Source organism: Roseobacter ponti, assembly GCF_012932215.1.
Taxonomy (GTDB): domain Bacteria; phylum Pseudomonadota; class Alphaproteobacteria; order Rhodobacterales; family Rhodobacteraceae; genus Roseobacter; species Roseobacter ponti.
Genome location: NZ_CP048788.1, coordinates 596,328 through 622,401, shown reverse-complemented (window position 1 = coordinate 622,401; position 26,074 = coordinate 596,328). Strand labels below are relative to the sequence as shown.

39 protein-coding genes are annotated in these 26,074 nt (G+C 58.6%); 6 read left to right on the top strand and 33 right to left on the bottom strand.

Features of this window, described 5'->3' with window-relative positions; all coding sequences use genetic code 11:
* Positions 1-16 precede the first annotated feature (16 nt).
* The 6 genes from G3256_RS03100 to rpsM all read right to left on the bottom strand — a co-directional run bounded on the left by G3256_RS03100 (position 17) and on the right by rpsM (position 5,322).
* The gene (locus tag G3256_RS03100; protein ID WP_169642298.1) at positions 17-1,327 is read right to left on the bottom strand and encodes a replication-associated recombination protein A; all 1,311 of its coding nucleotides are present in this window, start codon (positions 1,325-1,327) and stop codon (positions 17-19) included.
* A gap of 3 nt (positions 1,328-1,330) precedes the next feature.
* Positions 1,331-2,707 (bottom strand): trypsin-like peptidase domain-containing protein, encoded by a 1,377-nt coding sequence (locus tag G3256_RS03095; RefSeq protein ID WP_169639442.1) that lies wholly within the window; start codon positions 2,705-2,707, stop codon positions 1,331-1,333.
* Positions 2,708-2,840: 133 nt separating this feature from the next.
* The gene (rplQ, locus tag G3256_RS03090) at positions 2,841-3,263 is read right to left on the bottom strand and encodes a 50S ribosomal protein L17 (protein WP_169639441.1); all 423 of its coding nucleotides are present in this window, start codon (positions 3,261-3,263) and stop codon (positions 2,841-2,843) included.
* Between the two features lie 155 nt (positions 3,264-3,418).
* Positions 3,419-4,435: a DNA-directed RNA polymerase subunit alpha gene (locus G3256_RS03085; protein WP_169639440.1), complete on the bottom strand. Its 1,017-nt coding sequence runs from the start codon at positions 4,433-4,435 to the stop codon at positions 3,419-3,421.
* A 113-nt stretch (positions 4,436-4,548) separates the two neighbouring features.
* Positions 4,549-4,938: a 30S ribosomal protein S11 gene (gene rpsK / locus G3256_RS03080; RefSeq protein WP_169639439.1), complete on the bottom strand. Its 390-nt coding sequence runs from the start codon at positions 4,936-4,938 to the stop codon at positions 4,549-4,551.
* Positions 4,939-4,953: 15 nt separating this feature from the next.
* Positions 4,954-5,322 carry a 30S ribosomal protein S13 gene (gene rpsM, locus G3256_RS03075; RefSeq protein ID WP_169639438.1) on the bottom strand — a complete coding sequence of 123 codons (369 nt, stop codon included), beginning with the start codon at positions 5,320-5,322 and terminating at the stop codon, positions 4,954-4,956.
* Between the two features lie 426 nt (positions 5,323-5,748).
* Here rpsM and G3256_RS03070 point away from each other — a divergent pair, with 426 nt between their 5' ends.
* Positions 5,749-6,714, top strand: coding sequence for a DUF1194 domain-containing protein (locus G3256_RS03070; protein WP_169639437.1), 966 nt, complete (start codon positions 5,749-5,751; stop codon positions 6,712-6,714).
* A 59-nt stretch (positions 6,715-6,773) separates the two neighbouring features.
* On the opposite strand, the gene G3256_RS03065 is transcribed toward G3256_RS03070, so the two are convergent.
* The 16 genes from G3256_RS03065 to rpmC all read right to left on the bottom strand — a co-directional run bounded on the left by G3256_RS03065 (position 6,774) and on the right by rpmC (position 15,405).
* Positions 6,774-7,418, bottom strand: a complete 645-nt coding sequence (locus tag G3256_RS03065; RefSeq protein WP_169639436.1) for an adenylate kinase — start codon at positions 7,416-7,418, stop codon at positions 6,774-6,776.
* A complete protein-coding gene (secY, locus tag G3256_RS03060; RefSeq protein ID WP_169639435.1) occupies positions 7,415-8,779 on the bottom strand; it encodes a preprotein translocase subunit SecY in 1,365 nt (454 codons plus the stop codon). Before secY ends, G3256_RS03065 begins: the two co-directional genes overlap by 4 nt.
* 122 nt (positions 8,780-8,901) lie before the next feature.
* Positions 8,902-9,384 carry a 50S ribosomal protein L15 gene (gene rplO, locus G3256_RS03055; RefSeq protein ID WP_169639434.1) on the bottom strand — a complete coding sequence of 161 codons (483 nt, stop codon included), beginning with the start codon at positions 9,382-9,384 and terminating at the stop codon, positions 8,902-8,904.
* A gap of 120 nt (positions 9,385-9,504) precedes the next feature.
* Positions 9,505-10,551 (bottom strand): acyltransferase family protein, encoded by a 1,047-nt coding sequence (locus G3256_RS03050; RefSeq protein WP_169639433.1) that lies wholly within the window; start codon positions 10,549-10,551, stop codon positions 9,505-9,507.
* 132 nt (positions 10,552-10,683) lie between these two features.
* Positions 10,684-10,959: a hypothetical protein gene (locus G3256_RS03045; protein WP_169639432.1), complete on the bottom strand. Its 276-nt coding sequence runs from the start codon at positions 10,957-10,959 to the stop codon at positions 10,684-10,686.
* Positions 10,960-11,099: 140 nt separating this feature from the next.
* Positions 11,100-11,288, bottom strand: a complete 189-nt coding sequence (gene rpmD, locus G3256_RS03040) for a 50S ribosomal protein L30 (protein ID WP_169639431.1) — start codon at positions 11,286-11,288, stop codon at positions 11,100-11,102.
* A gap of 3 nt (positions 11,289-11,291) precedes the next feature.
* Complete coding sequence (gene rpsE, locus G3256_RS03035; protein WP_169639430.1) at positions 11,292-11,870, bottom strand: 30S ribosomal protein S5; 579 nt, start codon at positions 11,868-11,870, stop codon at positions 11,292-11,294.
* Between the two features lie 119 nt (positions 11,871-11,989).
* Entirely contained in the window at positions 11,990-12,349 is a 360-nt protein-coding gene (gene rplR / locus G3256_RS03030; RefSeq protein ID WP_169639429.1) for a 50S ribosomal protein L18, read from the bottom strand.
* Positions 12,350-12,361: 12 nt separating this feature from the next.
* A complete protein-coding gene (rplF, locus tag G3256_RS03025) occupies positions 12,362-12,895 on the bottom strand; it encodes a 50S ribosomal protein L6 (RefSeq protein WP_169639428.1) in 534 nt (177 codons plus the stop codon).
* Positions 12,896-12,906: 11 nt separating this feature from the next.
* Entirely contained in the window at positions 12,907-13,299 is a 393-nt protein-coding gene (rpsH, locus tag G3256_RS03020; RefSeq protein WP_169639427.1) for a 30S ribosomal protein S8, read from the bottom strand.
* Positions 13,300-13,311: 12 nt separating this feature from the next.
* Positions 13,312-13,617 (bottom strand): 30S ribosomal protein S14, encoded by a 306-nt coding sequence (rpsN, locus tag G3256_RS03015; protein WP_169639426.1) that lies wholly within the window; start codon positions 13,615-13,617, stop codon positions 13,312-13,314.
* A 19-nt stretch (positions 13,618-13,636) separates the two neighbouring features.
* Complete coding sequence (gene rplE, locus G3256_RS03010; RefSeq protein ID WP_169639425.1) at positions 13,637-14,200, bottom strand: 50S ribosomal protein L5; 564 nt, start codon at positions 14,198-14,200, stop codon at positions 13,637-13,639.
* The gene (gene rplX / locus G3256_RS03005; protein ID WP_169639424.1) at positions 14,193-14,504 is read right to left on the bottom strand and encodes a 50S ribosomal protein L24; all 312 of its coding nucleotides are present in this window, start codon (positions 14,502-14,504) and stop codon (positions 14,193-14,195) included. The genes rplE and rplX overlap by 8 nt, the downstream gene beginning before the upstream one ends.
* Before the next feature lie 2 nt (positions 14,505-14,506).
* Positions 14,507-14,875 carry a 50S ribosomal protein L14 gene (gene rplN, locus G3256_RS03000; RefSeq protein ID WP_013963207.1) on the bottom strand — a complete coding sequence of 123 codons (369 nt, stop codon included), beginning with the start codon at positions 14,873-14,875 and terminating at the stop codon, positions 14,507-14,509.
* Between the two features lie 72 nt (positions 14,876-14,947).
* Entirely contained in the window at positions 14,948-15,187 is a 240-nt protein-coding gene (gene rpsQ, locus G3256_RS02995; RefSeq protein ID WP_169639423.1) for a 30S ribosomal protein S17, read from the bottom strand.
* An 11-nt stretch (positions 15,188-15,198) separates the two neighbouring features.
* Positions 15,199-15,405: a 50S ribosomal protein L29 gene (gene rpmC / locus G3256_RS02990; protein ID WP_169639422.1), complete on the bottom strand. Its 207-nt coding sequence runs from the start codon at positions 15,403-15,405 to the stop codon at positions 15,199-15,201.
* 204 nt (positions 15,406-15,609) lie between these two features.
* Between rpmC and G3256_RS02985 the strand changes: the two genes are divergently transcribed.
* Together G3256_RS02985 and G3256_RS02980 are read left to right on the top strand one after the other, a co-directional pair.
* On the top strand, positions 15,610-16,002 hold the full coding sequence (locus G3256_RS02985; RefSeq protein WP_169639421.1) for a DUF805 domain-containing protein: 393 nt from the start codon (positions 15,610-15,612) through the stop codon (positions 16,000-16,002).
* A 32-nt stretch (positions 16,003-16,034) separates the two neighbouring features.
* Entirely contained in the window at positions 16,035-16,430 is a 396-nt protein-coding gene (locus tag G3256_RS02980) for a hypothetical protein (RefSeq protein WP_169639420.1), read from the top strand.
* A 116-nt stretch (positions 16,431-16,546) separates the two neighbouring features.
* Here the strand turns inward: G3256_RS02980 and G3256_RS02975 are convergent, their stop codons facing one another.
* Together G3256_RS02975 and G3256_RS02970 are read right to left on the bottom strand one after the other, a co-directional pair.
* Complete coding sequence (locus tag G3256_RS02975) at positions 16,547-17,155, bottom strand: VPLPA-CTERM sorting domain-containing protein (protein ID WP_246227743.1); 609 nt, start codon at positions 17,153-17,155, stop codon at positions 16,547-16,549.
* Positions 17,156-17,564: 409 nt separating this feature from the next.
* Positions 17,565-18,380: a class I SAM-dependent methyltransferase gene (locus G3256_RS02970; RefSeq protein ID WP_169639418.1), complete on the bottom strand. Its 816-nt coding sequence runs from the start codon at positions 18,378-18,380 to the stop codon at positions 17,565-17,567.
* 138 nt (positions 18,381-18,518) lie between these two features.
* Here G3256_RS02970 and G3256_RS02965 point away from each other — a divergent pair, with 138 nt between their 5' ends.
* Positions 18,519-19,139 (top strand): 2OG-Fe(II) oxygenase family protein, encoded by a 621-nt coding sequence (locus G3256_RS02965; RefSeq protein WP_169639417.1) that lies wholly within the window; start codon positions 18,519-18,521, stop codon positions 19,137-19,139.
* A gap of 173 nt (positions 19,140-19,312) precedes the next feature.
* Entirely contained in the window at positions 19,313-19,783 is a 471-nt protein-coding gene (locus G3256_RS02960) for a hypothetical protein (RefSeq protein ID WP_169639416.1), read from the top strand.
* 315 nt (positions 19,784-20,098) lie between these two features.
* Here the strand turns inward: G3256_RS02960 and rplP are convergent, their stop codons facing one another.
* The 5 genes from rplP to rplB are packed head-to-tail and all read right to left on the bottom strand — an operon-like array spanning position 20,099 to position 22,741.
* A complete protein-coding gene (rplP, locus tag G3256_RS02955) occupies positions 20,099-20,512 on the bottom strand; it encodes a 50S ribosomal protein L16 (RefSeq protein ID WP_028957241.1) in 414 nt (137 codons plus the stop codon).
* 13 nt (positions 20,513-20,525) lie between these two features.
* Positions 20,526-21,233, bottom strand: coding sequence for a 30S ribosomal protein S3 (gene rpsC / locus G3256_RS02950; RefSeq protein WP_169639415.1), 708 nt, complete (start codon positions 21,231-21,233; stop codon positions 20,526-20,528).
* Positions 21,233-21,613: a 50S ribosomal protein L22 gene (rplV, locus tag G3256_RS02945; protein WP_169639414.1), complete on the bottom strand. Its 381-nt coding sequence runs from the start codon at positions 21,611-21,613 to the stop codon at positions 21,233-21,235. The genes rpsC and rplV overlap by 1 nt, the downstream gene beginning before the upstream one ends.
* Positions 21,614-21,616: 3 nt before the next feature.
* Positions 21,617-21,895 (bottom strand): 30S ribosomal protein S19, encoded by a 279-nt coding sequence (rpsS, locus tag G3256_RS02940; RefSeq protein ID WP_067296663.1) that lies wholly within the window; start codon positions 21,893-21,895, stop codon positions 21,617-21,619.
* Positions 21,896-21,898: 3 nt separating this feature from the next.
* A complete protein-coding gene (rplB, locus tag G3256_RS02935; protein WP_169639413.1) occupies positions 21,899-22,741 on the bottom strand; it encodes a 50S ribosomal protein L2 in 843 nt (280 codons plus the stop codon).
* A gap of 329 nt (positions 22,742-23,070) precedes the next feature.
* On the opposite strand from rplB, the gene G3256_RS02930 reads away from it, so the two are divergent.
* A complete protein-coding gene (locus G3256_RS02930; RefSeq protein WP_169639412.1) occupies positions 23,071-23,784 on the top strand; it encodes a DUF533 domain-containing protein in 714 nt (237 codons plus the stop codon).
* A gap of 92 nt (positions 23,785-23,876) precedes the next feature.
* On the opposite strand, the gene G3256_RS02925 is transcribed toward G3256_RS02930, so the two are convergent.
* Genes G3256_RS02925 through rpsJ form a run of 4 tightly spaced genes read right to left on the bottom strand, consistent with a single transcriptional unit; the run spans position 23,877 to position 25,998 of the window.
* On the bottom strand, positions 23,877-24,173 hold the full coding sequence (locus tag G3256_RS02925) for a 50S ribosomal protein L23 (RefSeq protein ID WP_169639411.1): 297 nt from the start codon (positions 24,171-24,173) through the stop codon (positions 23,877-23,879).
* Positions 24,170-24,787, bottom strand: a complete 618-nt coding sequence (gene rplD / locus G3256_RS02920; RefSeq protein ID WP_169639410.1) for a 50S ribosomal protein L4 — start codon at positions 24,785-24,787, stop codon at positions 24,170-24,172. Before rplD ends, G3256_RS02925 begins: the two co-directional genes overlap by 4 nt.
* Entirely contained in the window at positions 24,784-25,659 is an 876-nt protein-coding gene (gene rplC / locus G3256_RS02915; RefSeq protein ID WP_169639409.1) for a 50S ribosomal protein L3, read from the bottom strand. The genes rplD and rplC overlap by 4 nt, the downstream gene beginning before the upstream one ends.
* Positions 25,660-25,677: 18 nt before the next feature.
* Positions 25,678-25,998, bottom strand: a complete 321-nt coding sequence (gene rpsJ, locus G3256_RS02910) for a 30S ribosomal protein S10 (protein ID WP_169639408.1) — start codon at positions 25,996-25,998, stop codon at positions 25,678-25,680.
* Positions 25,999-26,074: the final 76 nt, after the last annotated feature.

The following is a 26,074-nucleotide window of genomic DNA, read 5'->3' as shown; positions in this document are numbered from 1 at the left end:
TGTCGCAGCCCGGATGTCAAGTTTCACGCTTGTCGCGCAGGCGTGTAAAGTAATCGAGGCGCTTTTTCAGATCCCGTTCAAAGCCGCGCTCCACAGGCTGGTAAAGCTGCGGACGATCCATCCCGTCCGGAAAATAGTTCTGTCCGGAAAACCCGTCTTCGGCGTCGTGGTCATAAGCATAGCCGTCGCCGTACCCCTGATCCTTCATCATTGCCGTCGGGGCGTTCAGGATGTGTTTCGGTGGCGGTTCGGACCCGGTCTCTTTCGCGGCCCTGCGCGCGCCTTTATAGGCGACGTAGGCTGCGTTGGATTTCGGCGCCAGCGCCAGATAGGCCACGGCCTGCGCCAGCGCCAGTTCGCCTTCGGGACTGCCGAGGCGCTCGTAGGTCTGCCAGCTTTGCAGACAGACGGCCTGGGCCTGCGGGTCCGCCAGCCCGATATCCTCGACCGCCATCCGGGTGATGCGCCGCGCGAGATAGCGCGGATCCTCGCCCCCTTCGAGCATGCGCGCAAACCAGTAGAGAGCGGCATCCGGATCCGACCCGCGCACCGATTTATGCAGCGCAGAAATGAGGTTATAGTGACTGTCGCCGCCCTTGTCGTACTGCGCGGCCCGCTTCATCAGCCGTTTCGTCAACGCAGCGGTATCGAGTGTGGCGTCAGTTTTCCAGGCCGCGACCTGTTCAATAAGGTTCAGGAGCGCGCGTCCGTCCCCGTCAGCCATCTGCAACAGCGCCGTCCGGGCATCTGTATCAAGCGGCAGCGCCCGGTCCAGTTCCGCCTCCGCCCGTAGGGCCAGTCGTTCCAGATCCTCTGTGCCCAGCCGCTCCAGCACCAGTACCTGCGCCCGGCTCAGAACCGCTGCATTAAGCTCAAACGACGGGTTTTCTGTCGTCGCCCCAACGAGGAGGATCGTACCGTCCTCCATATGCGGCAGAAACCCGTCCTGCTGGGCCTTGTTGAACCGGTGAATCTCATCCACGAACAGTAGTGTGCCCTGCCCGTTCTGCCGCCGGATCTTTGCTGCTTCGAAGACTTTGCGCAGATCGGGCACTCCGGTAAAAATCGCGCTGATCTGGACGAAATGCAGATCGGTCTCATGCGCCAGCAGCCTTGCGATGGTGGTTTTGCCCACGCCGGGCGGTCCCCAGAGGACCAGCGAACTCAGCGCCCCGGACGCCAGCATCACCGTCAGCGGCGCCTCAGGCCCCAGAACCTGGCGCTGGCCGATGACCTCTGCGAGCGTACGCGGTCGCAGCCGGTCCGCCAGCGGGCGGTAGCCGGCGGGCACTTCGGTGTCTGACCCGGTATCAAAAAGATCACCCACCATTCAGGTCCTGAACCGCACGTTGATGCGCCGTCCGTCCCGCAGGACCATCAGATCATAGCGTCCTGCGCGCTGTGAAAAGAGCGTTGCAACCTCGCCCGGACGCGTGACCACGACATCACCCATCGCCATAATCACATCGCCACGGCGCAGGCCCACCCGGCGGCCAAGCGGCCCGGGGTCGGATACAAGGACGCCGTCAGCCTCGAGCGGGAGGTTAAATTCTGCAATCACCGCCGGGTTCACTCGGGACAGCTCCATTCCTTCCAGAAGCTCGCGCGCATTGAGACGCCGTTCTTCGCGCGGCGGCACCTCCGGCGCTGCCACAAGGGCCACCTCTACCGTCTCCTCCGCGCCATCGCGCACCCGGCTGATCTGCGCCGCCCGACCCGGGCCGGTCACGCTCATCCTGTACACCATCTCAGAGGGTGTATTCACCGGCTGACCGTTTACGGCCGTGATCACGTCACCGACCGCCACATCCACATCACCAAAGGGACTCGCCGGGTGCAGCCCCGAAACGACGATCCCGCCAGGCCGGTCGAAGCCCAGTGCACGGGCGATATCAGCATCCACAGCCTGCCCGTTTATCCCCGCCCATGGGCGTTCAAATTCTGTCCGCCCGGCTTTTGCCTGGCGCACGAAGGCGGCCACGAGATCGGCCGGAATTGCAAAACCGATCCCGTTTGAGCCGCCCGACCGTGTCAGAATGGAGGTATTGATGCCAATCAGACGCCCAGCCGTATCGACAAGCGCGCCGCCCGAATTTCCCGGATTAATCGGCGCATCGGTCTGGATGAAATATCCCCGACCACTGCCGGTTGCCGCCCCCGAGCGCGCAAGCCCGGATACGATCCCGCTGCTGACAGTCTGGCCAACGCCAAAAGGGTTCCCGATCGCCAGAGCCAGCTCTCCGACCTCAACGGTCTCAGCGTCGCGCAGCGGCAGAAACGGCAGATCCATCGCTTCATCAATCTGCAGGATAGCAAGGTCACTTTCGGCGTCCCCCAGCAACACACGGGCACTGAACTCCCGCCGGTCTGCCAGCACCACACGGATGTCGGTTGCTTCGCCAACCACATGGTAATTCGACACCACGATGCCGTCGGCGGAAAGGATCACGCCTGAGCCCAGTGAGTTCTGCACCTGCGGCTGCCCACGCCGGCTGTCCCGGAAAAATCGCTCAAAGAATGGATCCCCGGCAAAGGGGCTGCTGCGTCCCGGGCGCACGATCTTTGCATAGATGTTCACAACAGCAGGTGCCGCCTCTTTAACCAGCGGCACAAAGCTCAGCTGCATCTGCGCGGCCGAATGCGGCACCTGCTGCGCGCCCGCAGGCAGCGCGAGGATCACAATCAACAAAGCTGTCAGATATCTCATCGCGTCACACCACACCCCGTCATCCGGGGGGCATTCCCCCGGTCGCTTTACGCCTTAAATACGCCTGCCCGGGGCATAAAAAAACCCCTGTCCGGCGGACAGGGGTTTAAGCTTGGCGCAAAGTGCCGCGGCTTTATTCGTCAGCAGTTACTTCTTCTGCTTCATGACGCGCCTTGTCAGCAGCGCCTTTGGCATCGCGGTCCCGGTCCACAAACTCGATGATCGCCATCGGCGCCATGTCGCCATAGCGAAAACCTGCTTTGAGAACGCGTACATAACCACCCTGGCGGTCTTTGTAGCGTGGTCCGAGTACGTCGAAAAGCTTGGTGACATACTGGTCCTGCTTCAGCTTTGACGCGGCCTGACGGCGCGCGTGCAGATCGCCGCGTTTCGCCAGCGTGATCATCTTTTCGATGATCGGGCGCAGTTCTTTTGCCTTGGGCAGAGTTGTCTTGATCTGCTCATGTTCGATGAGCGAACCTGCCATATTTGCCCAGAGCGCCTTGCGGTGCTCATGTGTGCGGTTCAGGCGGCGGTATCCACGTGCGTGACGCATTTTCTGTTCTCCTAATCGTGCCCTCTACGGGCTGTTTTGCTTTGTCTGACCGGGTGATGCGTGTCACCCGGCTCTCCTTGGGGCTTTCTGCCCGTTTTGTCCCCGCATCCGGCGGGCATTGCGGACCTGCACGAAGCAGGCCCTGCGAAAACTCCTCAGAAGGAGTCTTCGAATTTCTTGGCCAGATCTTCGATGTTGTCCGGCGGCCAGTCTTCAACGTCCATGCCAAGATGCAGACCCATGCCCGAAAGCACTTCCTTGATCTCGTTCAGAGACTTACGGCCAAAGTTCGGCGTACGCAGCATTTCTGCTTCGGTCTTCTGAATGAGATCGCCGATATAAACGATATTGTCGTTCTTCAGACAGTTGGCCGAACGGACGGAAAGCTCCAGCTCGTCGACTTTCTTGAGAAGCAGCGGGTTGAACTCCAGACCATCGTCCTCATCCGCGCGGGATGCAGATTCAGGCTCATCAAAGTTCACGAAGATGCCCAGCTGATCCTGCAGAATGCGCGCAGCAAAAGCCACAGCATCATCAGGTGTAAGCGATCCGTCGGTTTCAACCTTCATCGTCAGCTTGTCATAATCCAGCACCTGGCCCTCACGGGTGGGCTGCACGTCATAGCTGACCTTCTTGACCGGCGAATAGATTGCATCGATCGGAATAAGACCGATGGGCGCATCTTCAGGCTTATTTTTCTCTGCAGAAACATAGCCTTTGCCCTGGTTGACGGTCAGTTCCATGTAAAGATCGGCACCATCGTCAAGGTGGCAGACCACGTGATCGCGGTTCAGCACTTCGATTCCTGCGGATTCCGAAATGTCACCCGCGGTCACAACGCCCGGCCCCTTGGCAGAGATCGACAGACGCTTGGGTCCCTCGACTTCCATGCGGATCGACACGCCTTTGAGATTCAGAATGATGTCGGTCACGTCTTCACGCACACCGGCCACCGATGAAAACTCGTGCAGCACGTTATCGATCTGAACGGATGTGATCGCCGCACCCTGCAGCGACGACATCAGCACACGGCGCAGCGCGTTGCCCATTGTCAGGCCAAAGCCGCGCTCGAGCGGTTCCGCGGTAACGGTTGCCTGGCGTGCCGGATCATTGCCCGGTTTAACGTCAAGCTGTTGCGGCTTGATAAGTTCAGCCCAGTTCTTGTGGATCATGCGTCCCTCCATTCCCGTCCAAGCCCCATGTCCTAAAGGCGAAGACTCTCGAGGTTTCAAAAAGCGGATTGGGGCCGCGCGAAAACCACGCAGCCCCGAAATACCAGTTGCGCTTAAACGCGGCGGCGCTTGGGCGGACGGCAGCCGTTGTGTGCCATCGGCGTCACGTCACGGATTGACGTGATGTTGAAGCCGGCAGCGGCCAGCGCACGCAGCGCGCTTTCACGGCCCGAGCCCGGTCCCTGCACTTCAACTTCCAGCGTCTTAACACCATGTTCCTGCGCCTTGCGGCCCGCATCCTCTGCCGCCATCTGGGCCGCATAGGGTGTGGATTTCCGCGAGCCTTTGAAGCCCATGGTGCCGGCGGACGACCACGAAATGGCGTTGCCCTGCACGTCGGAGATCAGGATCTTGGTGTTGTTGAAGGACGAGTTCACATGCGCGACACCCGCCGCGATGTTCTTGGAGACCTTCTTTTTTACGCGTACTTTTTCACGTGCCATTGATCAGACCCTCCCTTATTTCTTCTTGCCGGCAATGGCCTTTGCGGGGCCTTTGCGGGTGCGAGCGTTGGTGTGGGTGCGCTGACCGCGGACCGGCAGGTTGCGACGGTGGCGCAGGCCACGGTAGCAGCCAAGGTCCATCAGGCGCTTGACGTTCATCTGTGTTTCACGCCGCAGATCACCTTCTACGGTGTAGTTGGCGTCGATGTGCTCGCGCACGGCCAGCACTTCTGCGTCGGAAAGTTCATTGACCCGGCGGGCCATGTCGATGCCGACAGCTTCGCAGATCGCTTTTGCGGAAGTGTTGCCGATACCGGTGATATATGTGAGGGCGATGGGGACCCGCTTTGCAGTCGGGATGTTTACGCCGGCGATACGTGCCACGTGTCATGTCCTTTTCGTTGCGGGTCCGTCATACCAGACCCTTTTTTCACAACATCGCACCAGGGGTGCGTCTTGCATAAGAAATCCCGAAGAACCTGGCCTTCGGGCGTCAGCTGATCAGGTAATCCTGCCGTCCGGGCGCGACCCGTAAGACAAATTGATTCTACTCAGAGATGGTGCTGGTTATGGGCTTTTCGAACGGGCGTCAACCCATGCCTCAAAAGGGCCGCGCGGCCTGCGCATCCGCCTTTAAACTAAAGGCCTCGGCGCTCTGGCGTCTTATGCACAATAAAGCTCTTTCAAAGGCCCTGAAAGGCCACGGATGTGAGCCGCGGTACGGCGTAAAAAGCAGTTGTTAAACCTTATGCTTTATCTCCTTCCGATCAGAAAGACGTGGGAGCTGGCCGTACCTGAAGGAGACGGCAGATGAACAGGCAAGGAATTTACCACCGGCGGGTCGGATACCTGACACTTTTCATGCTGGCATTTATGTCAGTGGCTGTTGCGGCTCCGGCGCCGCCCGCCGCCCGCTACGCTGCCGGTGCGGACGATCATAACAATCCCGAACGGGTGGATATCGCCCTCGTTCTTGCGGTGGATGTGTCCTCCTCAATCGAATCCGGTGAACGGCGTTTTCAGCGTGAGGCCTATGCAGAAGCTTTGAGCGATCCGCGCGTGGCGCGCATGGCGCTTGGGGGTGGCTCGGGGCGTGTGGCCATCGCTTATATGGAATGGAGCGGCACCCGGTTTCAACGTGTGCATCTGCCGATCCGGATCATGTCCACACCCGAAGAGCTCGCACAGTTCGGTGCGGAGATTCTGGCGATATCCGACCGGCCCAATGATCCGATGTATGTGCAGCCGACCGCGGTGGGCGACGCCCTGCTGGCTGCTGAAACGGCTATGTCAGCCCTTCAGGTGCCCGCGCGGGATTACATCATCGACATCTCCGGTGACGGCGTGCTCAACGACGGCTTAGCCATCTCTGCGGCCCGCGATCACGTCCTGTCGATGGGCCTTACCGTGAACGGTCTGCCGATCGAAGTTCTGTCCGGCCAGGCGCAGAACGGCAGCACCTCCTTTGAGCAGGTCACCCGGTTCTACATGGATTGCGTGATCGGCGGACCGGGTGCCTTTCACCTCGTCGCGCGCGGCTTCGGTGATGTGCGCGAAACGCTGATCATGAAACTCATGCTCGAAATGGCGCATATGGAGCCGGACCGGAAACGAGGGATCGCAGCGGCCTGGAACGGCGGGTTGATCGGCAATGACGCACGGGTACTCCCGGCCACGGTTCTGCAGCTGTCACCGCCTGCCGAAGAACCCCGGCGGCGCAGCAATTGCGGCGAGACAGAAAACGTCGCTCACAATCCGTTCCGCACCGAGCACTGACGCGACATAAAAAGGGCGGCGCCACAGCACCGCCCGCTTTCCTGGAAACATACATGTGATCAGGTGTCGAGAACTGTGCGGATTTCGCTCTGTACTGCCTCAATCTCAGCCAGCCCGTCGACCCGGCTGAGCATCTCCTTGGCGTAGTAATACCCGATCAGCGGGGAGGTCTGTTTGTAATACTCCATGAGACGGGTCCTGAGGCTCTCCTCATTGTCGTCAGCGCGGCGCTTGAATTCCGTACCACCGCAGTTGGAGCATTTGCCATCCGCCGGGATCGGCCGCGTGTTATCGTTATAAACCTCACCACAGGAGCCGCATGTGGAACGTGCAACGATCCGCGCGACCAGTGCGGCATCATCCACCCGCATCTCAATCACAGCGTCCAGCGTCTGACCTTCTGCTTCGAGCAGCTCGCCCAGAGCATCGGCCTGGGCCAGGGTGCGCGGAAAACCGTCGAAAATAAAGCCACTGGCTTTGACCGTTGCGAGCTTTTCGCGGATCAGGCCGATGACGATCTCATCAGTAACCAGCGCGCCCCGCGCCATCACATCCGCCACGATCTTACCCATCTCGGTGCCGCTGTCTTTGGCCTCACGCAACATATCACCGGTACTCAGCTGCACCATATCGCGCTCTTCAACCAGCGTGCGGGCCTGTGTGCCCTTGCCGGCGCCCGGCGGTCCGAGGAGGATAATATTCATCGGCGTACCGGGCTCCGTTTTTTACGGCCTTTGCCGCTCTTTCCACGCAACTGGGATTTCTCCAGCAGGCCTTCATACTGATGCGCGAGCAGATGGCTCTGCACCTGCTGGATCGTATCCATTGTGACCGAAACCACAATCAGCACCGAGGTACCGCCAAAATAAAACGGGATCGCAAACTGTCCGCGCAGAATTTCCGGCAACAGACAGACCGCTGCGAGATAGCCCGAACCCAGCACCAGCACGCGGTTGACCACATACTCAAGATACTCAGAGGTTTTCTTGCCCGGGCGGATCCCCGGAATAAACCCGTTCTGGTTCTTGAGATTGTCGGCCACATCGTCAGGTTTGAACGACACGTTGAAGGTATAGAAATAAGCAAAGAAGACGATCATCGCGACAAAGAAGATCAAGTACAGCGGCTGACCCGGACCGAAGTTGGCCAGCAGCCAGGACATGACCGGATTGGTGGAATTGCCTGAAAACGTGCTGATCGTCACCGGCAGCAGCAGCAGCGAGGACGCAAAGATCGCAGGAATAACGCCTGCCGGGTTCACCTTGACCGGCAGGTGGCTGGAGCCGCCGTCATAGACCTTCATCCCGACCTGACGGCGCGGGTACTGGATATGGATCTTGCGCAATGCGCGTTCCATGAACACCACGAACATGATGGTACCAACGACCATCACGAGCACACCGATAATCACAGCCGGGCTGATTGCACCGGACCGCCCGGAGGCAAAGAACTGCGCGATCGCCGCCGGGATTTCAGCAATAATACCAACGAAAATAATGAGCGAGATGCCGTTACCGATGCCGCGCGCGGTGATCTGTTCACCCAGCCACATCAGGAACATCGTACCGCCGACCAGCGTAATCACGCAGGACATGCGGAAAAAGAGGCCTGGATCGGTAACGATATCGCCCGCTTCAAGGCTCACCGCAAGCCCGTATGCCTGCAATGTCGCAAGGAAAACAGTACCATAGCGCGTGTACTGGTTGATCTTTTTGCGGCCCTGTTCGCCTTCTTTCTTGAGCTGCTCAAGCTGGGGCACCATGGCCGTCATGAGCTGCACAATAATCGAGGCGGAAATATAGGGCATGATGCCCAGAGCAAAGATGCCCATCCGCCCGAGCGCGCCACCGGTAAACATGGACACCATGCCGCCGATGCCCTGGCCTGCCTGCTCCATAAATTCCCGCAGGGCAACGCCGTCGATGCCCGGCACAGGAATAAAAGTGCCAAGGCGGTAGACGATCAGAAGACCAAGCGTAAAAAAGATACGGTTACGAAGGTCGGTCGCTTTTCCCAGCGCGGACCAGCTGGTGTTTGCGGCCATACTTTCAACGGCAGATACCATGAAGGGCTCTCTTTCGATACGGACACGCCGCCCGGGCCGTTCTCCGGCGGGGCGGCGTCAATGGAAAACTTGAGTGCTTATGTAAGCGGCGTTTGCGCCGCCCACAAGCCTGAACTCGGGCCTCAGGCCTCTGACGTTTCCGCGACCGGTGCCGCCACGCTGAGCGATCCGCCGGCTTTTTCCACCGCAGCAACGGCCGATTTCGAGGCACCCGTCACTTCAATGTTCAGTTTGCCTGTCACATCACCCTTTGCCAGCACCCGGATTCCGTCGAGTTTACGACGCACGAGACCGCTTTCGATCAGCACATCCTCGGTGATCGCTTTTTTGGCATCGATTTTCTTGGCATCGACGAATTTCTGGATCAGGCCAAGGTTCACCACAGCGAATGATTTGCGGTTCGGTTTGTTAAAGCCGCGCTTAGGCAGACGCTGATAAAGCGGCATCTGGCCGCCTTCATAGCCGTTGATTGCCACACCGGAGCGGGATTTCTGACCTTTGATACCACGGCCACCCATTTTGCCGGTGCCGGAACCCGGACCACGGCCAACGCGCTTGCGTTTCTTGGTGGCGCCTTCGTTATCACTCAGTTCGTTCAGTTTCATGTCGCTTCTCCTTTTGCCGGATGCGACCCCCAGCGACGGGAGTGGCCGACCACGGCGTTTACATCTGATCAGCAGGCGAGCCCTGCAGACAGCGCTCTCTATCCGGCGTTGCGGTCTGCGTCAAGGCACGCCGAGACCACCACGCAGCCTGCGCTGCCGTCCGGTGACAACCGCGCTGAGACCAGGCATCCGCTGCACGGTTTCATGAATCAGAACCGGGATGAGCAGCCCGCCCGCAAGACCAAGAACAAACTGCAGATTTGTCTGTCCGATGTCGAGCGCGTCACAGAACAGGCGCGCCGGCACCGTCCCGAAAATATGATAGAGATAAATCGTGAAGGCATAGGGCGACAGGCGCTCCAGGAGCGGGAGCCTGGGACACCACAGCGCGGCAAGCAGGCAGACGGAAACACCAAAGCCAAGGCTCTGCACATCATGGCGGTCCATCGAGAAAACGCCGGTTTCATAAAGGACTCGGATGTTCTGGAAAGCGCAGGCCACGGCCAGCACAAGAAGTACCAGTGTCAGCTTCTCAGCCTCCTCGGCGATCTCGGTGCCGTGCCGCAGAAAGACCACGCCGGTCAGAAAGAAGGGCAGCAGATAAAGCGCTCCGTTCACCGACATCACACTGGTTTCAAACCGGAAACCCGAAAGATAAAGCGCCCCCGACGCCACCAGAAGCACCACCGTAAAGCGATGGCTGAGCACCATATCAATCAGCCCGAAGACCACGAAGATGACCAGCGCCGACTGTAAAAACCAGAAGTGCGCATAGGGTGTCACCAGCAGATACCAAAGGTCACTGAGCGGCTGGGCAAAGCGGGTGCCGACCACATTCGCTACGATGGCAAAGGCGGTAATTGCCAGAATTCCCGGGATCAGCAGACGGCGCAGCTTGTTGCCCAGAAAATCCGAGTAATGCCCCACAGCGACAGGTCGCAGTGCGTAAACGTAGCCTGCGATGAACGCAAAGAACGGCATCCTGAGATCGATAAAAAAATCTGCATAGAGCCGCAGCATGTGCGGATAGGCGATATCGAGACCGCCGCCATCGCCCGCGCCGATGACATGATAGCTGACCAGCAGCACCACCGCCATAGAGCGCATCGTTTCGACAGGAACCCGGGTTGAAACCGCTTCGGGAACAGCGCCTGCATAAGCAACCATGTATCGTCCTTCAGCCCACCCTGTCCCCGAATACGGCTAATCCGATTTGATACAAATTTTATCGGTCACAACGGTTAACTAAGGATGAAAAAATGCCGGTTGCGGCATTTTTTACTGCGCAGGCGGCCCGATTCAGCGGTTGCTCATATGCTCAGCCTGAATCGCGGACCTGGCTGATTCCAGATAAAGCAGGCAGGCGCGTTCCTTGCCCTCCTCAAGACGCTTTTCGGCTTTGGCATACTGCGTCTCGGCCACGTGTTTATCCGCATCTTCCGGCATCGCGTCGATCTGTGTCTTTATCTCGGGCAGTTCTTCTGCACAGGTTGCAGCCGCAGCAGGTCCCGTGACCAGAGTGAGTGCGAGGCAGAATGAAAACGAAAGGCAAAGTGTTCGGGCGAGGTGTGTCATAGCTGAGAATCCCTGTGATACCATCAGATCTTCAGCCTATCATATTTCACGCTGTATCGCGCGCGGCGAAAACAGCCACCGGAAAACAAAATGCCCCGCAGTTTCCTGCAGGGCATTCAGGTCAGGTCTGAACGTGACGTTCAGCCTTTTTCTTCGACGATCTCGACCATATGCGGGATCGAATTGATCATGCCGCGCACGGAAGGTGTGTCTTCCAGTTCGCGCGTTTTGTGCATTTTGTTCAGCCCGAGGCCAATCAGCGTCTGACGCTGTTTACCGGGGCGGCGGATCGGCGAGCCGATCTGTTTGACAACAATAGTTTTGGCCATGGTTTACGCCTCCTCAGCAACCTGCGCCGAAGACTCTACATTGTCTTCACGCTTGGGCAGAATGTCAGCCACCTTTTTGCCGCGACGTTGTGCAACCGAGCGCGGGCTCGATTCCTTGCGCAGGCCGTCCATGGTGGCGCGGATCATGTTATATGGGTTCTGCGAGCCGATCGATTTCGACACAACGTCTTTGACGCCGAGCATCTCGAACACAGCACGCATCGGACCACCGGCGATGATCCCGGTACCTTCCGGAGCCGTACGCATCACAACTTTACCGGCGCCGTGACGGCCTTCCATATCGTGGTGCAGCGTCCGGCCTTCGCGCAGCTGAACACGGATCATCTGGCGCTTGGCCTGCTCTGTGGCTTTGCGGATGGCCTCGGGGACCTCTTTCGCTTTACCTTTGCCAAAGCCGACACGGCCCTTCTGATCGCCGACAACGACGAGGGCGGCGAAACCAAAGCGCTTACCACCTTTAACTGTTTTGGACACACGGTTGATCGCGACCAGGCGGTCGGAGAATTCCGGTGTTTCATCACGGTCGCGGCGGTTGCCCCGACGATTATCACGTTCTGCCATGAGAACTTCCTTTAACTGACGGGCCCGTATCGAAAGGTGGCGCCCAATAAACTCAATCCTGGTGGGCAGTACGCCCCCGGATCATCGAAGGCGCCCCGCAAAAGGGCGCCTTTCAGGTCTCAGATCTTCAGACCACCTTCACGCGCGGCGTCGGCAACAGCCTTGACGCGACCGTGAAAGAGGAAACCGCCACGATCAAAATAGGCCTCGGAGACGCCTGCCTTTTTCGCGCGTTCTGCAATCGCCGCACCCACCTTCGTGGCTGCTTCGACGTTGTTTTTGCCAACCACACCAAGATCCTTCTCGAGGCTGGATGCGGAGGCAACTGTTGTGCCGGCCACATCATCGATCAGCTGAACCGAGATGTTCTTATTGGAGCGGTGCACAGACAGGCGCATACGGCCCGCATTTGTGCGGCGAAGTTTGTTCCGAACGCGCAGGCGGCGTTTGATGAACAGTTGTCTTTTGCTGTTTGCCATCTTTTGCGTTCCTTACTTCTTCTTGCCTTCTTTGCGGAAGACGAACTCACCCTTATAGCGGATGCCCTTACCCTTGTAGGGCTCCGGCTTGCGCCACTGGCGGATGTTCGCGGCAACCTGACCAACAAGCTGTTCGTCGATGCCTTCCACAATGATTTCGGTCTGCTTGGGGGCGGTTACAGTCACGCCATCAGGTGCTGTGTAATCCACGTCGTGGGACAGGCCGAGGTTCAGCTTCAGGGTATTGCCCTGCATCTGCGCCCGGTAACCCACACCCTGGATCTCCAGCTCTTTTTTGAAGCCTTCGGTCACGCCGGTTACACAGTTCTGGATCTGTGTACGCGACATGCCCCACTGCTGACGCGCACGCTTGGATTTGCCGCGCGGCTCAATGGTGATCACGTTGTCTTCAACCTTCAGCGTCACATCATCCGTTGCATTGAACGAACGTGTGCCTTTGGGGCCTTTGACCTCAATGGTCTGACCGCTGACCGATGCCGAAACACCAGAGGGCAGATCGACCGGTTTCTTACCAATACGAGACATAGTCTATCTCCTCAGAATACGGTGCAGAGCACTTCGCCGCCAACATTGGCGCTGCGTGCAGCCTGGTCCGACATCACACCCTTCGGGGTGGAGACAATCGACACACCGAGGCCCTGACGGACGACGGGAATGTCATTGACGCCCATGTAAACGCGACGACCGGGCTTGGAGACCCGCTTCAGCTCGCGAATAACAGGTTCGCCCTCATAATACTTGAGGCTGATCTCGATGGCCGGGTGACCGTCGGAACCGGTGGTTTTCTCATAGCCGCGGATGTAGCCTTCATCGGCCAGCACATCCAGAACCCATGCACGCAGCTTGGAGGCCGGTGTGGAAACGGTGGATTTGCCGCGCATCGAAGAGTTACGGATACGGGTGAGCATATCTGCGATAGGATCGTTCATTTTATGCCCTCCTTACCAGCTTGATTTGACCATGCCGGGGATCTGGCCCTGAGAGCCGAGATCGCGCAGCGCGATACGTGAGATTTTCAGTTTGCGATAGTACGCGTGCGGACGACCCGTCAGCTGGCAGCGGTTGTGCAGACGCACAGCCGAAGAGTTGCGGGGCAGTTTCGCCAGCTTCAGGGAGGCGCGGAAACGCTCTTCCATCGGCTTGCTTTCGTCGTTCACGATCTCTTTGAGAGCCGCACGTTTGGCTGCGTATTTCGCCACCAGACGTTCGCGCTTCTTCTCGCGTTCGATCATAGATTTTTTAGCCATATCAGTATCCTTCCCGCGCTCAGCTGTTGAAGGGCATGTTGAACGCTTTCAACAGTGCCTTCGCTTCAGCGTCGGTTGCCGCCGTTGTGGCGATTACGATGTCCATTCCCCAGTTCTCATCGATCTTGTCGAAGTTGATTTCCGGGAACACGAGGTGCTCTTTGAGGCCCATGGCATAGTTGCCGCGGCCATCGAAAGATTTGCCGGACACGCCGCGGAAGTCGCGTACGCGGGGCATTGCAATCGTGATCAGACGATCAAGGAATTCATACATGCGGTCACCGCGCAGGGTCACTTTCGCACCCAGCGGCATTTCCTCGCGTACACGGAAACCCGCGATGGATTTCTTGGCGATGGTCGTCATGGCCTTCTGGCCTGCGATCAGCGTCAGATCTTCCTGAGCAGATTTGGCTTTCTTGCTGTCGCGCACGGCTTCGGCACCACAGCCGATGTTCAGAACGATCTTGTCCAGACGCGGGATCTGCATGTCGTTCTTATAGCCGAACTCTTCTTTCATCGCAGCACGGATGGTGTCTGCGTATACGGCCTTGAGGCGGGGTGTGTAGGTTGCAGAATCAAGCATCGATCACGTCCCCTGTGGTCTTGGCAAAGCGCACTTTCTTGTCACCGTCCATTTTGAACCCGACGCGGCTTGCTTTGCCGTTCTTGTCCACAAATGCGAGGTTGCTCAGGTCGATGGGCATCGCTTTGGGGATGCGGCCACCCTGGCTTGTCTGGGACTGGCGTGTCGCGCGGATGGCGATGTTGACACCGTCAACAATGGCCTTGCCGGATTTCGGGTCAACGGATGTGATAGAGCCCGTTTTGCCTTTGTCCTTGCCGGCCAGCACGATGACCTTGTCACCTTTTTTCAGCTTAGCAGCCATGATTACAGCACCTCCGGAGCAAGCGAGATGATTTTCATGAAGTTCTTCGCGCGCAGCTCACGCACAACCGGGCCAAAGATACGTGTACCGATCGGCTCGTTGTTGTTGTTGAGGATGACAGCAGCATTGCGATCGAAACGGATCGCTGTGCCATCGTCGCGGCGGACTTCTTTGGCGGTGCGAACGACGACGGCTTTACGCACGTCCCCTTTTTTCACACGACCGCGTGGGATGGCTTCCTTAACCGAGACGACAATAATGTCGCCGACGGATGCGTACTTACGCTTGGAACCGCCCAGTACCTTGATGCACTGAACACGGCGCGCGCCGCTGTTGTCAGCAACATCCAGGTTGGTCTGCATCTGGATCATTTGGTTTCTCCCGACCTTTGGGGGGCCGATGCGTGGCCATGTCCCCAGGGTTTCGAATTAAAGGTCGTGCGTTCAGGCCTCAGCGGCTTCAAGCACTTCCCAGCGTTTGGTTTTCGACTTCGGTGCACATTCGATGATGCGGACGGTGTCGCCCGTTTTGAATGTGTTGTTCTCATCGTGCGCCCGGTATTTCTTGGACTTACGGATGGTCTTCTTCAGAACCGGGTGCGTAAAGCGGCGCTCGACGCTGACGGTTACGGTTTGTGCGTTTGCATCGGAGGTCACGACGCCGGACAGAATACGCTTTGGCATAGGTGCTCTCCTTATTCAGACGCAGCAGCGGAAGCTGCTTTCTGGTTCAGTACAGTTTTGACGCGTGCCGCGTTGCGGCGCGCGATGCGCAGCTGTGCGGGATTCTCCAGCTGGCCTGTGGCCTGCTGAAAGCGCAGGTTGAACTGCTCTTTTTTCAGGGTGGCCAGCTCTTCACGCAGCTGGTCAGGTGTTTTGTCGTGCAATTCCTTGGCGTTCATCGCCCTTTTCCTTTCAACATCACGGGACGGCCGCTTAAGAAAGCGTCACCGATGATTCCCGTGGAGTTCATGATGAATGCGCCGTATAGGCGGGAAGCTATGCTATGGCAACCCCTTTTCCCCGCCTGTCCCGGACCGGGATTGCCCCTTGCGCGACGCTGCAAATATTTGTGTATAGTAGCGTGAACTGGTCTCGGGGGCTCCATGGATAAAATGTCACTGGCCGTAAAGACGGTCCTGTCGAAATACGCCACTTTTTCCGGGCGCGCATCACGGGCAGAGTTCTGGTGGTGGGTGCTTGCGGTTTTTCTGATGACGCTTGTCACACAGTTGATCGACGCCTTCCTCATCGGGCCTGCACTCGGCTTTAATGTCGGCGGCGAAAATGCCGGTGAACCGCTGAGCATGCTCTTTTCACTTGCCATCCTGCTGCCGGCGCTGGCCGTTGCAGTGCGACGCCTGCACGACATCGGCAAAAGCGGCTGGTGGTTTCTGCTCAACCTCGTTCCCCTGATCGGCTCACTGATCCTGTTGTGGTTTTACACCCGCCCCGGCGAGGAGACGAACCAGTGGGGGCCGCCGAATCCGCTCTACTGAGCAACTCAACCAATAATCTGAAAGGTACTGTAATGGTTCTGCGTGTCAGCATCTGTGTTTTATCTGTCGCACTCGTTGCGGGTTGCAGCGAAACGATCAGCAGCGAAGACGCTCTGCGCAAGCACGGGTACTCCGAAACCTACGTGACGGGCTATCATGACGGCTGTCAGAGCGGGAACCGAGCGGGTGGAGACACCTTCTCGCAACGGGCCCGGGACGAGGCTGCATATGGCGGCGTTTCTGATTATCGCACCGGCTGGGACTATGGCTTTGTCACCTGCCGCGATGCCGAAGCGCGCGAGCTTGCCATTGCCCGCGCGGTTGGTGCAGGCATCGCCGCATCGTCAACCAGCGGATCAGACGGGATCGACGCGCAGAAAATGCTCGACGGGATCGACACATCCGCCATACAGGCCGCCGGCTGGTAATTCCAGGCGGTCTGCGTAGCCGCGTCAGGCAGCGTGTACCACTGAGTGAAACACCTACAAAAAAGGCCGGTTGTGCAATGCAACCGGCCTTTGTCATGGTTTTTTTGCAAAGCTTATCAGGCAGAGGCGGCTTTACGACGGCGCATGGCTGCAAGGCCGCCCATTCCTGCAAGCAGCAACAGGCCGGACGCGGGGATCGGGACCGGGGAGGGTGCTGTGGACGCCGAACCAAAGGTCTGGCCGACAAGCGTGCCGGAAATGTCGTCATCGAAAAACGTAGCGCTGATCGCACCGGCGAGAGTTGCGTTGATGAGCAGATCTGCGGTGAGCGGCCCGGACGCGTCTATGTTATTCAGATCGAATATGGCCAGAAAGTCATCACCGCCGTTAACGTTTGCGCTGACTGTCCCGAGAACGCCGTCAATAATAAAGTTTGTGGCCGAGAGGTTTTCCGACCCCTTTTCAAACAGAACACCGCCGGAGTGTTCAATCGACAGCGGATCAGTTTCGCCGCCCGTGATATCGAACGAGAAAACGGCACCGGAAGCTGTTGCCGGCTCAATCGGGCTTGCCGAGATACCGTTGTCGGTCAGCACACTCAGGAAGAAGCCGCTGACCGTGACGTCGGTTGTTCCGGTGGCGGCGATCGGTGCCGCCATGGCGGGAGCGCCCCACCCGATAGCCGCAAGTACAGCAGCAACATACAGTGATTTTTTCTCAAACATAAAAAGCATCCCATAGCTAAGTAATAACAGGCAGAAAACGCTCGCCGCTTCCCCGCCGCACCCCGCAGAAATGCAGTTTTCCTCACCCGGTGATTTAAGGCTACGCAGGAAATAATATGGTGGATTAATATTAGTTAATTCAAAATTTCAGTAATCCGGATGACAACGGAGACCTTTCCTGTCCGGCACGCCCGTGACCAGACCGCCGGTGACAGCACTACCGGTTTCCGCACCGGTCGGAGTTTTGGTTGCTTCCACTGCCCCGGCCGGAATGCCGGAACGCGCCGGCTTACGACAGGTCATGCGGTCGGTGCGCTATCGCCGGGGCGTCCTTACGCGGCTCGACGGCATCGACATATCCGCCATTCAGGCAGCAGACCCCTCGTCCTGAGGCAGACGCCCGCTGGTGTCAGGCTTTCTGCGCCACCACCACATGTGCCTGCATGGGCGCGCGCACCACGCCGATGCCAAAGCGGGTGATAAGCTCTGCTTCCACCGCATCCGTGATCTCAGCAAGGCTCATTCCGTCTCGGGCCTCAAGTTCGTTTCGCAACGGCGTGCCCTGACAGAATGCGACCGCCACCGCGCGCGCCGAAGAGGCGGTGCTTTCTGCTGCAACGGTCTTCAGCTGGCAGCGTTCGAAACCCGCGGACCTGACATCGGCTGCAATCGCCGCTGCGTCGTGATAGCCATGCGGCGTGCGTGCCATGAAGACCGGCGGGTCCTCCGGGAAAAGCGCGGATACCTTTTCAGTAACGGCCTGAGCAAACAGGTTTTCCGCGATTGCATCCCAGGCGTTGAAGACAAACGTTCCGCCCGGCTTCAGCACCCGCAGGGCCTCACGGTATCCCTTCACACGGTCGGGGAAAAACATCACTCCGAACTGGCAGCATACGACATCGAACGAGGCATTGTCGCAGGGCAGCGCCAGCGCATCCGCCTGCTGAAACCGCAGGCCCGGGCGCGCCGGCAGCCTCGCGGCATTGCGATCAAGCATCGGCTGGTTCAGGTCTGTCGTTAGAAGGTGAGCGTCTTCGGGCATCCCATCAGCAAGCAACCGGGTGACAACACCACTGCCTGCCGCTGTTTCGAGGATCTGCGCGGGACCGCCCGCCAGCACGCGTTGCGCCATATCCTGCGCGTAATGCTCAAAGATCAGAGGAACAAGATACTCGTCATAAACATCCGGGATGGACCCCGCAAAAACCGTGTCGCTGACTGCCATGTCCTGTCGCCTTCCGAAATACCGGATGTACCGGTGATAGCACATCCGGGCTCACTGGCCTAATGCGCCACGGACAGAATACCACGAACAATGCGTGACCGGATTGTCGTCGCCTGTCGTTTCAGGGTAAGAGGCGCTATGTCAGATATCACGTCGCTCTTTGTCACCCGCCTTTATCAGGCCGCTCTCAGTGAACGGGGCAAACCCGTCGACCCGGTCGAGCTGGAGGCCTCCTGCTGGTCCATCGCAGAAGATGACGAAGCGGGCCAGGCCTGGTGCGATGAGAACGGCTATCCGGGGTACACAAGCTACGCCTCACTCACTGACCTGCCCTACCGCTTTCCGATTTTCAAAGATCTGGTGCCTGTGCTCGACAAACACGTAAAAGCCTTCGCAAAAGATCTCGAGTTTGATCTTGGCGACCGCAAACTGAAACTCGAAGACATCTGGATCAACATCCTGCCTCCGGGCGGCATCCACACCGGCCACCTGCACCCACATTCGGTGATCAGCGGTACAACATATGTGGCCGTGCCCTCCGGCGCCGGCTCCATCAAATTCGAAGACCCGCGTCTGGCGATGATGATGGCGGCACCGGCCCGCAAAAAGGACGCGCGGGCTGAGCTGAGCACCTTCAGCTATGTCTCCCCCGCCGCGGGTGACGTTCTGCTCTGGGAAAGCTGGCTGCGCCACGAGGTGCCGATCAACATGGCCGACGAAGAGCGCATCAGCATCAGTTTCAACTACAGCTGGGACTGAGTCGCGGCAGAGTTGCGTTGATGCGCCCCAAAAAGGCGAGCGCAGAACGCCGTTTCAAGCACGGGTAGAAAGTGGGCGGATATTTACCCATCTCATCTTAAATGCTTGAGTTATCAGGAGATTTCGGCAATCCTTTATCAAACGGATAATTTTCTGCGTGACAGCGGAGGCACATGTCGGAACAACGCGAAGACCCTGTGAAAATCTCGGATGATCTGCTCGAGAAGAGCGGCGCGGCGATTATGGCCGCAGACTTTGACGCGTTCCGCCCGCATTTTGCTGTACCTCAGAAACTCGAGACCTTTGACGGCCAGCGCTGGATTGACAGCCCGGAGGTTCTCGAAGAGGTCTTTCGCGACATCGTGACCTATATGCGCACCACCGGTGTGACTGATCTGATCCGGCACTGTGTCGAGGCCAGTTACAAAGGCCCGGCGACGATTGTCACCACTTATGAAACACGAATGCTGCGCGGAACCGAACTCATACAGCGCCCGTTTCCAGGGTTCTCGGTGCTGCGCTTCAGCAGTGACGGCTGGCAGGTCTCCGGCTGCGTGGTGGCGATCGCTGATGCACCTGAGTATTCGCGTGCGCTGATCGGCAAAGCGGCGGGCAACGACAAACCGCTCCGGCCTGAGGCCTGAGAGGGTTGCGCCTTCACTTAGCCGGTGGCTGAGCAGAGCCGTCTTTCACCGCATGTTATCCATCCTGGTATCTGGCAAGACGATCCTGCGGGATTGAGCACGTGAGAGCCCCCGCCAGGTGCCGGTATCAGCGTTCTGCGGTGTGCGCCTGACCCGCAGAACGCACCACGGGTCAGGACTATTCAGGCAAAATCTGCGCTGCACGGACCCGCAAAAACAAAACCCCCGCCGGTTTCCCGACGGAGGCTTGATCTCTGATCCGAAAAGCAAATCTTATCGCCCGGCCAGGCGCGAATACGCCCTGCCCGGTCAGACTTACCAGTCTTCGCGGACAACAACGCGTGTCTTGATCGGCAGTTTCATCGCCGCCAGACGCAGCGCTTCGCGCGCCACATCATCGCCGACACCGTCGATCTCGAACATCACACGACCGGGCTTTACCTTAGCCGCCCAGCGGTCAACCGAGCCTTTACCTTTACCCATACGTACTTCGATGGGCTTGGCTGTGACCGGAACGTCCGGGAAAATCCGGATCCAGACACGGCCCTGGCGTTTCATGTGACGCGTCATCGCGCGGCGTGCCGCTTCGATCTGACGTGCTGTAACCCGCTCGGGTTCAACGGCTTTAAGACCATAGGTGCCGAAGTTCAGGTCGGACCCACCCTTCGCCAGGCCTTTGATAGAGCCTTTGAACTGCTTGCGGAATTTAGTGCGCTTTGGCTGAAGCATTTCTCATTCCTCCTTAGCGGCGACCACCGGCACCACGCGGTGCAGGGCCATCCTGGAGTTCCTGTGCTTTACGGTCACGCGCGGCCGGATCGTGCTCCATGATCTCACCTTTGAAGATCCATGTCTTGATCCCGATGATGCCATAGGCAGTCACCGCTTCCACGTGTGCGTAATCGATGTCGGCGCGCAGCGTGTGCAGCGGCACACGACCTTCACGGTACCATTCAGTCCGAGCGATCTCTGCACCGCCCAGACGGCCGGCAACGTTCACACGGATGCCGAGGGCCCCCATGCGCATCGCGTTCTGAACCGCACGCTTCATGGCGCGACGGAAAGACACCCGGCGCTCCAGCTGCTGTGCAATGCTTTCACCAACGAGGGCTGCGTCCAGCTCAGGCTTGCGCACTTCAACGATGTTGAGGTGCAGCTCAGAGTCGGTCATCTTGGCGATTTTCTGGCGCAGACCTTCGATGTCTGCACCTTTCTTGCCGATGATGACGCCGGGGCGTGCTGTGTGGATCGTGACGCGGCACTTTTTGTGCGGACGCTCGATGATCACACGGGCCACACCGGCCTGCTTGCATTCTTCTTTGATGAACTCACGGATCGCGAGATCTTCCAGCAGAAGATCACCGTAATCCTTCGTATCGGCGTACCAGCGGCTGTCCCAGGTGCGGTTCACCTGCAGGCGCATGCCGATCGGATTGACTTTGTTACCCATCAGGCTTGCTCCTCAACTTGACGCACTTTGATCGTTATTTCCGAGAACGGCTTGATGATTTTGCCGAACCGGCCACGGGCACGCGGACGACCACGCTTCATTGTCAGGTTCTTGCCGACATAGGCTTCGGCGACAACCAGTTCGTCGACGTCGAGGTTGTGGTTGTTTTCCGCGTTCGCAATCGCAGACTGAAGACATTTCTTCACGTCCTGTGCGATGCGCTTTTTGGAGAACGTCAGGTCCGTCAGGGCCTGCTCCACTTTCTTGCCACGGATCAGACCGGCGACAAGGTTCAGTTTCTGCGGGGACGTACGCAGCATGCGCAGTTTTGCCATTGCTTCGTTGTCGGCCACGCGGCGGGGATTTTTATCCTTGCTCATGGCTTATTTCCGCTTCGCTTTTTTGTCTGCGGCATGACCGTAGTAGGTCCGTGTCGGCGAATACTCACCGAACTTCTGACCGATCATGTCTTCGCTGACGTTGACAGGGATGTGCTTGTGACCGTTGTACACGCCGAACGTCAGACCCACGAACTGGGGCAGAATTGTCGAGCGGCGCGACCAGATCTTGATCACTTCGTTGCGACCGCTCTCGCGGGACGCTTCAGCCTTTTTCAACACGTAGCTGTCGACAAAAGGACCTTTCCATACTGAACGAGACATAAATTAACGCCCCTTCTTCTTGGCGTGACGCGAGCGCAGAATGAGCTTGCCGGACGCTTTGTTCTTGTTGCGGGTCTTGGCACCCTTTGTCGGTTTGCCCCATGGGGTCACCGGGTGGCGACCACCGGATGTACGGCCTTCACCACCACCGTGCGGGTGATCGATCGGGTTCATCACGACACCACGCACAGACGGGCGGATGCCCTTGTGGCGCATGCGGCCGGCTTTACCATAGTTCTGGTTGGAATTGTCGGGGTTGCTGACCGCACCAACGGTGGCCATGCATTCCTGACGCACCAGACGCAGTTCGCCCGAGCTCAAACGGATCTGAGCATAACCGCCATCACGGCCTACGAACTGGGCATAGGTGCCGGCGGCACGTGCGATCTGACCGCCCTTTCCGGGCTTCATCTCGATGTTGTGCACGATGGTACCGATGGGCATGCCGGAAAAGGGCATCGCGTTACCGGGTTTGATGTCAGCTTTTTCCGACGCCACAACCGTGTCACCGATCGCAATACGCTGCGGGGCCAGGATATAGGCCTGCTCGCCGTCGGTGTATTTCAGCAGCGCAATAAAGGCTGTCCGGTTGGGGTCATATTCAATGCGCAGGACCGCTGCGGTCACGTCGCGCTTGTTCCGTTTGAAGTCAACGATCCGGTAGAGGCGCTTGGCCCCGCCGCCTTTGCGGCGCATCGTGATCCGTCCGGTGTTGTTCCGTCCGCCATTTTTGGTCAGGCCTTCTGTGAGGGCTTTGACCGGGCGTCCTTTCCAGAGCTCCGAACGGTCGATCAGTACCAGCCCACGCTGGCCCGGCGTCGTCGGTTTGTACGACTTGAGTGCCATGTTGTCTGTCTTCCGTTTTGCTGTGCGTCGTCGCGATGACGACTATGGTATAAAGGCCCCCGTAGGTGCCCGATTGAGATGTTCCTGCGAACAAAAACAGAGCCCCGGACGAATCCGGGGCTGTGCCGATGGGTTCCTTTAAGAGACGTGGCCGGCAGGGTCAAGCGCACAGCGCCGGAAAACGGGTATATTCCGCACAGTCTGACGGTTCGCACAATCGGTCTCTCTGAGACAATACGGTAAGGGGACAGAAAGCTTCAGCCGCGTTCTTTGTGTTGGGACGCCGGAGTGCTAGGCTGCCGGCGGGTTTAATGTGGAGGAGAGATGATATGAGCTTTGTAAAAGCACTTGCAGCCGTTGCGATGGGGTTCGCCGCAGCCAAGGGAATGGACAAGTATAAAGAGATGGGCGGCATGGCCGGGATGCAGGATGCGCTCAAGGGTGCCGGCAACAGCGACATGGCCAGTCAGCTTGGACAACTGGCAGACAGATTCGGCATTCCGGGTGGCTCAGACCAGGTGAAGTCACTGCTGAGCCAGATGGGAAAAACCACCGCTGATGCCAGCGAAGCAGGGGCAGCCGGCCTCGCCGGGCTGATGGCCAGCATGCAGGGTGCTGCGGAGGCTGGCAGCAAACACAGCGCCGATCTGATGCAGACGATGTTCGCCGGAACACCGGCAGCGGATGCCATGGAAGAACAGGCAAAGCTGATGATCCGGGCGATGATCCAGGCCGCGAAAGCCGACGGAGAGATCGACCAGGCCGAACAGGCCGCGATCCTTGACAGGCTCGGAGACATCAGCGATGAGGAGCGCGCCTTTGTTCAGGCCGAGCTCAGCAAACCCTCTGACCTGCACGGGCTGGTGCAGGACGCGGGCACCACCGGGCGCGAGCAGATCTATGCCACCTCCGTTGCGGCGATCCGCGTAGATAATACCGCCGAAACCGCGTACCTCAGACAGCTTGCGAGTGGTCTCGGGCTGAGTGACGCTCAGCGCGATGCGATCCATGCACGCATGGGTGTGCCGCCGCTGAGCGCCTGAACCGCAACGCCCGGGCAAAATACGGCCTGCCCATGAAAAAACCCCGGCTTCCTGCGAAGCCGGGGTTCAGATTGTCGTACAATGACGGCGGCTCAGAGCCCGGTGGACACGTCGATCGTGTTGCCGGCTTCCAGCGTCACATAGGCTTTCTTCACGTCTTTCCGCTTGCCGAGCTGGCCGCGGAAACGCTTCACTTTACCTTTGGTGATTGTGGTGTTGACCGCTTTGACCTTCACACCAAAGAGCGCCTCGATAGCCTCCTTGATCTGGGGTTTGTTGCTGTCCATCGCCACTTCGAAAACCACCGCGCCGTTCTCGGACGACATGGTTGCTTTCTCTGTGATGATCGGCTTGCGGATCACGTCGTAATGTTCTGCCTTGGCATTCATTTCAACCGGGCCTCCAGTGCTTCGACACCCGCTTTTGTGATCACAAGAGTGTCACGCTTGAGGATATCATATACGTTTGCGCCCATCGTCGGCAGGATATCCAGCCCGTCGATGTTGCGGGCTGCCTGAGCAAAGTTCTCATTCACAGAGGCACCATCAATGACCAGCGCGCGTTTCCAGCCGAGGTTTTTAACCTGTTTGGCCAGGGCTGCGGTTTTGCCGTCGGATGTTGCGTCGTCAATGATCACGAGCTCGCCTGCTTTCAGCTTGGCGGAAAGCGCGTGGCACAGACCCAGCTTGCGGAACTTCTTGGTCAGCTCATGGCCGTGGCTGCGCACAACCGGGCCTTTGTAAACACCACCACCGCGGAAGATCGGTGCAGAGCGCGCGCCGTGGCGTGCGCCACCGGTGCCCTTCTGGCGATAGATCTTTTTGGTGGAGTAGCTCACTTCTTTCCGCGTCTTGACCTTGTGTGTGCCGGCCTGTGCGTTGTTACGCTGCCAACGCACGACACGGTGCAGGATGTCGGCGCGCGGCTCGAGGCCAAAGAGCGCCTCGTCCAGGTCTACCGATCCGGCTTTGCCGCCGTCGAGTTTGATGACATCGAGTTTCATGCGTCACCTTCTTTCTTGTCTTCGTCCGCAGCTGGTGCGTCATCGGACTTTTCAGCTTCGATCTCGGCTTCTGCAGCTTTAAGCTGTTCGGCTTCCTGAGCCGCCTGCTCTTCTGCCAGACGCTTGGCTTCTGCTTCGGCCTCTGCGGCTGCTGCTGCAGCGGCTTCTTCAGCGGCCTTCGCCGCGGCCTCGGCATCGGATTTCAGCGCCGCCGGCAGGATCGCATTCTCGGGGAACGGCTTTTTCACCGCATCCTTGACTGTGACCCAGCCGCCTTTGGAGCCCGGAACAGCGCCCTTGACCATGATCAGACCACGGTCGGCATCTGTGCGGATAACCTGCAGGTTCTGCGTGGTGACACGGGCAGCACCCATGTGACCGGCCATCTTTTTGCCTTTGAAAACCTTGCCCGGATCCTGACACTGGCCGGTGGAGCCGTGCGAACGGTGCGAGATGGACACACCGTGTGTCGCGCGCAGACCACCGAAGTTGTGCCGCTTCATCGCACCGGCAAAACCTTTACCGATGGAGGTGCCGGCCACATCGACGAACTGACCTTCAAAGTAATGGTTCGCGGTGATTTCCTCACCCACGCCGATGAGGTTTGCCTCATCCACACGGAACTCCGCAACCTTGCGCTTGGGTTCTACCTTTGCCGCTGCAAAGTGACCGCGCATGGCCTGAGATGTCCGTTTGGCTTTGGCCGAACCGGCGCCGAGCTGAACAGCCGAATAGCCGTCTTTGTCGGACGTCCGCTGGGCCACAACCTGCAGCTTGTCGAGCTGAAGAACGGTCACAGGGATCTGCTTGCCGTCTTCCATGAAGAGCCGGGTCATACCGACTTTTTTTGCAATAACGCCTGAGCGCAACATAATATTACCCTCCGACGATTATGATTGCAGTTTGATCTCGACGTCCACACCAGCGGCGAGGTCGAGCTTCATAAGCGCGTCCACGGTCTGGGGGGTCGGATCAACGATATCCAGCAGACGCTTGTGCGTGCGGATCTCGAACTGGTCACGGGATTTCTTGTCAACGTGGGGGCCACGCAGAACGGTGAACTTCTCGATTTTGTTCGGCAGCGGGATCGGGCCGCGAACGGAAGCACCTGTGCGCTTTGCTGTGTTGACGATTTCTTGTGTGGAAGCATCCAGCACACGGTAGTCAAACGCCTTGAGGCGGATGCGGATGTTTTGGCTTTGTGCGGCCATATGCATCACCCTTTATATCAGGGTTCAGACCGGAGAGGAGGACGGGCGCTCATCGCACACCCTCATCGCGACTTGT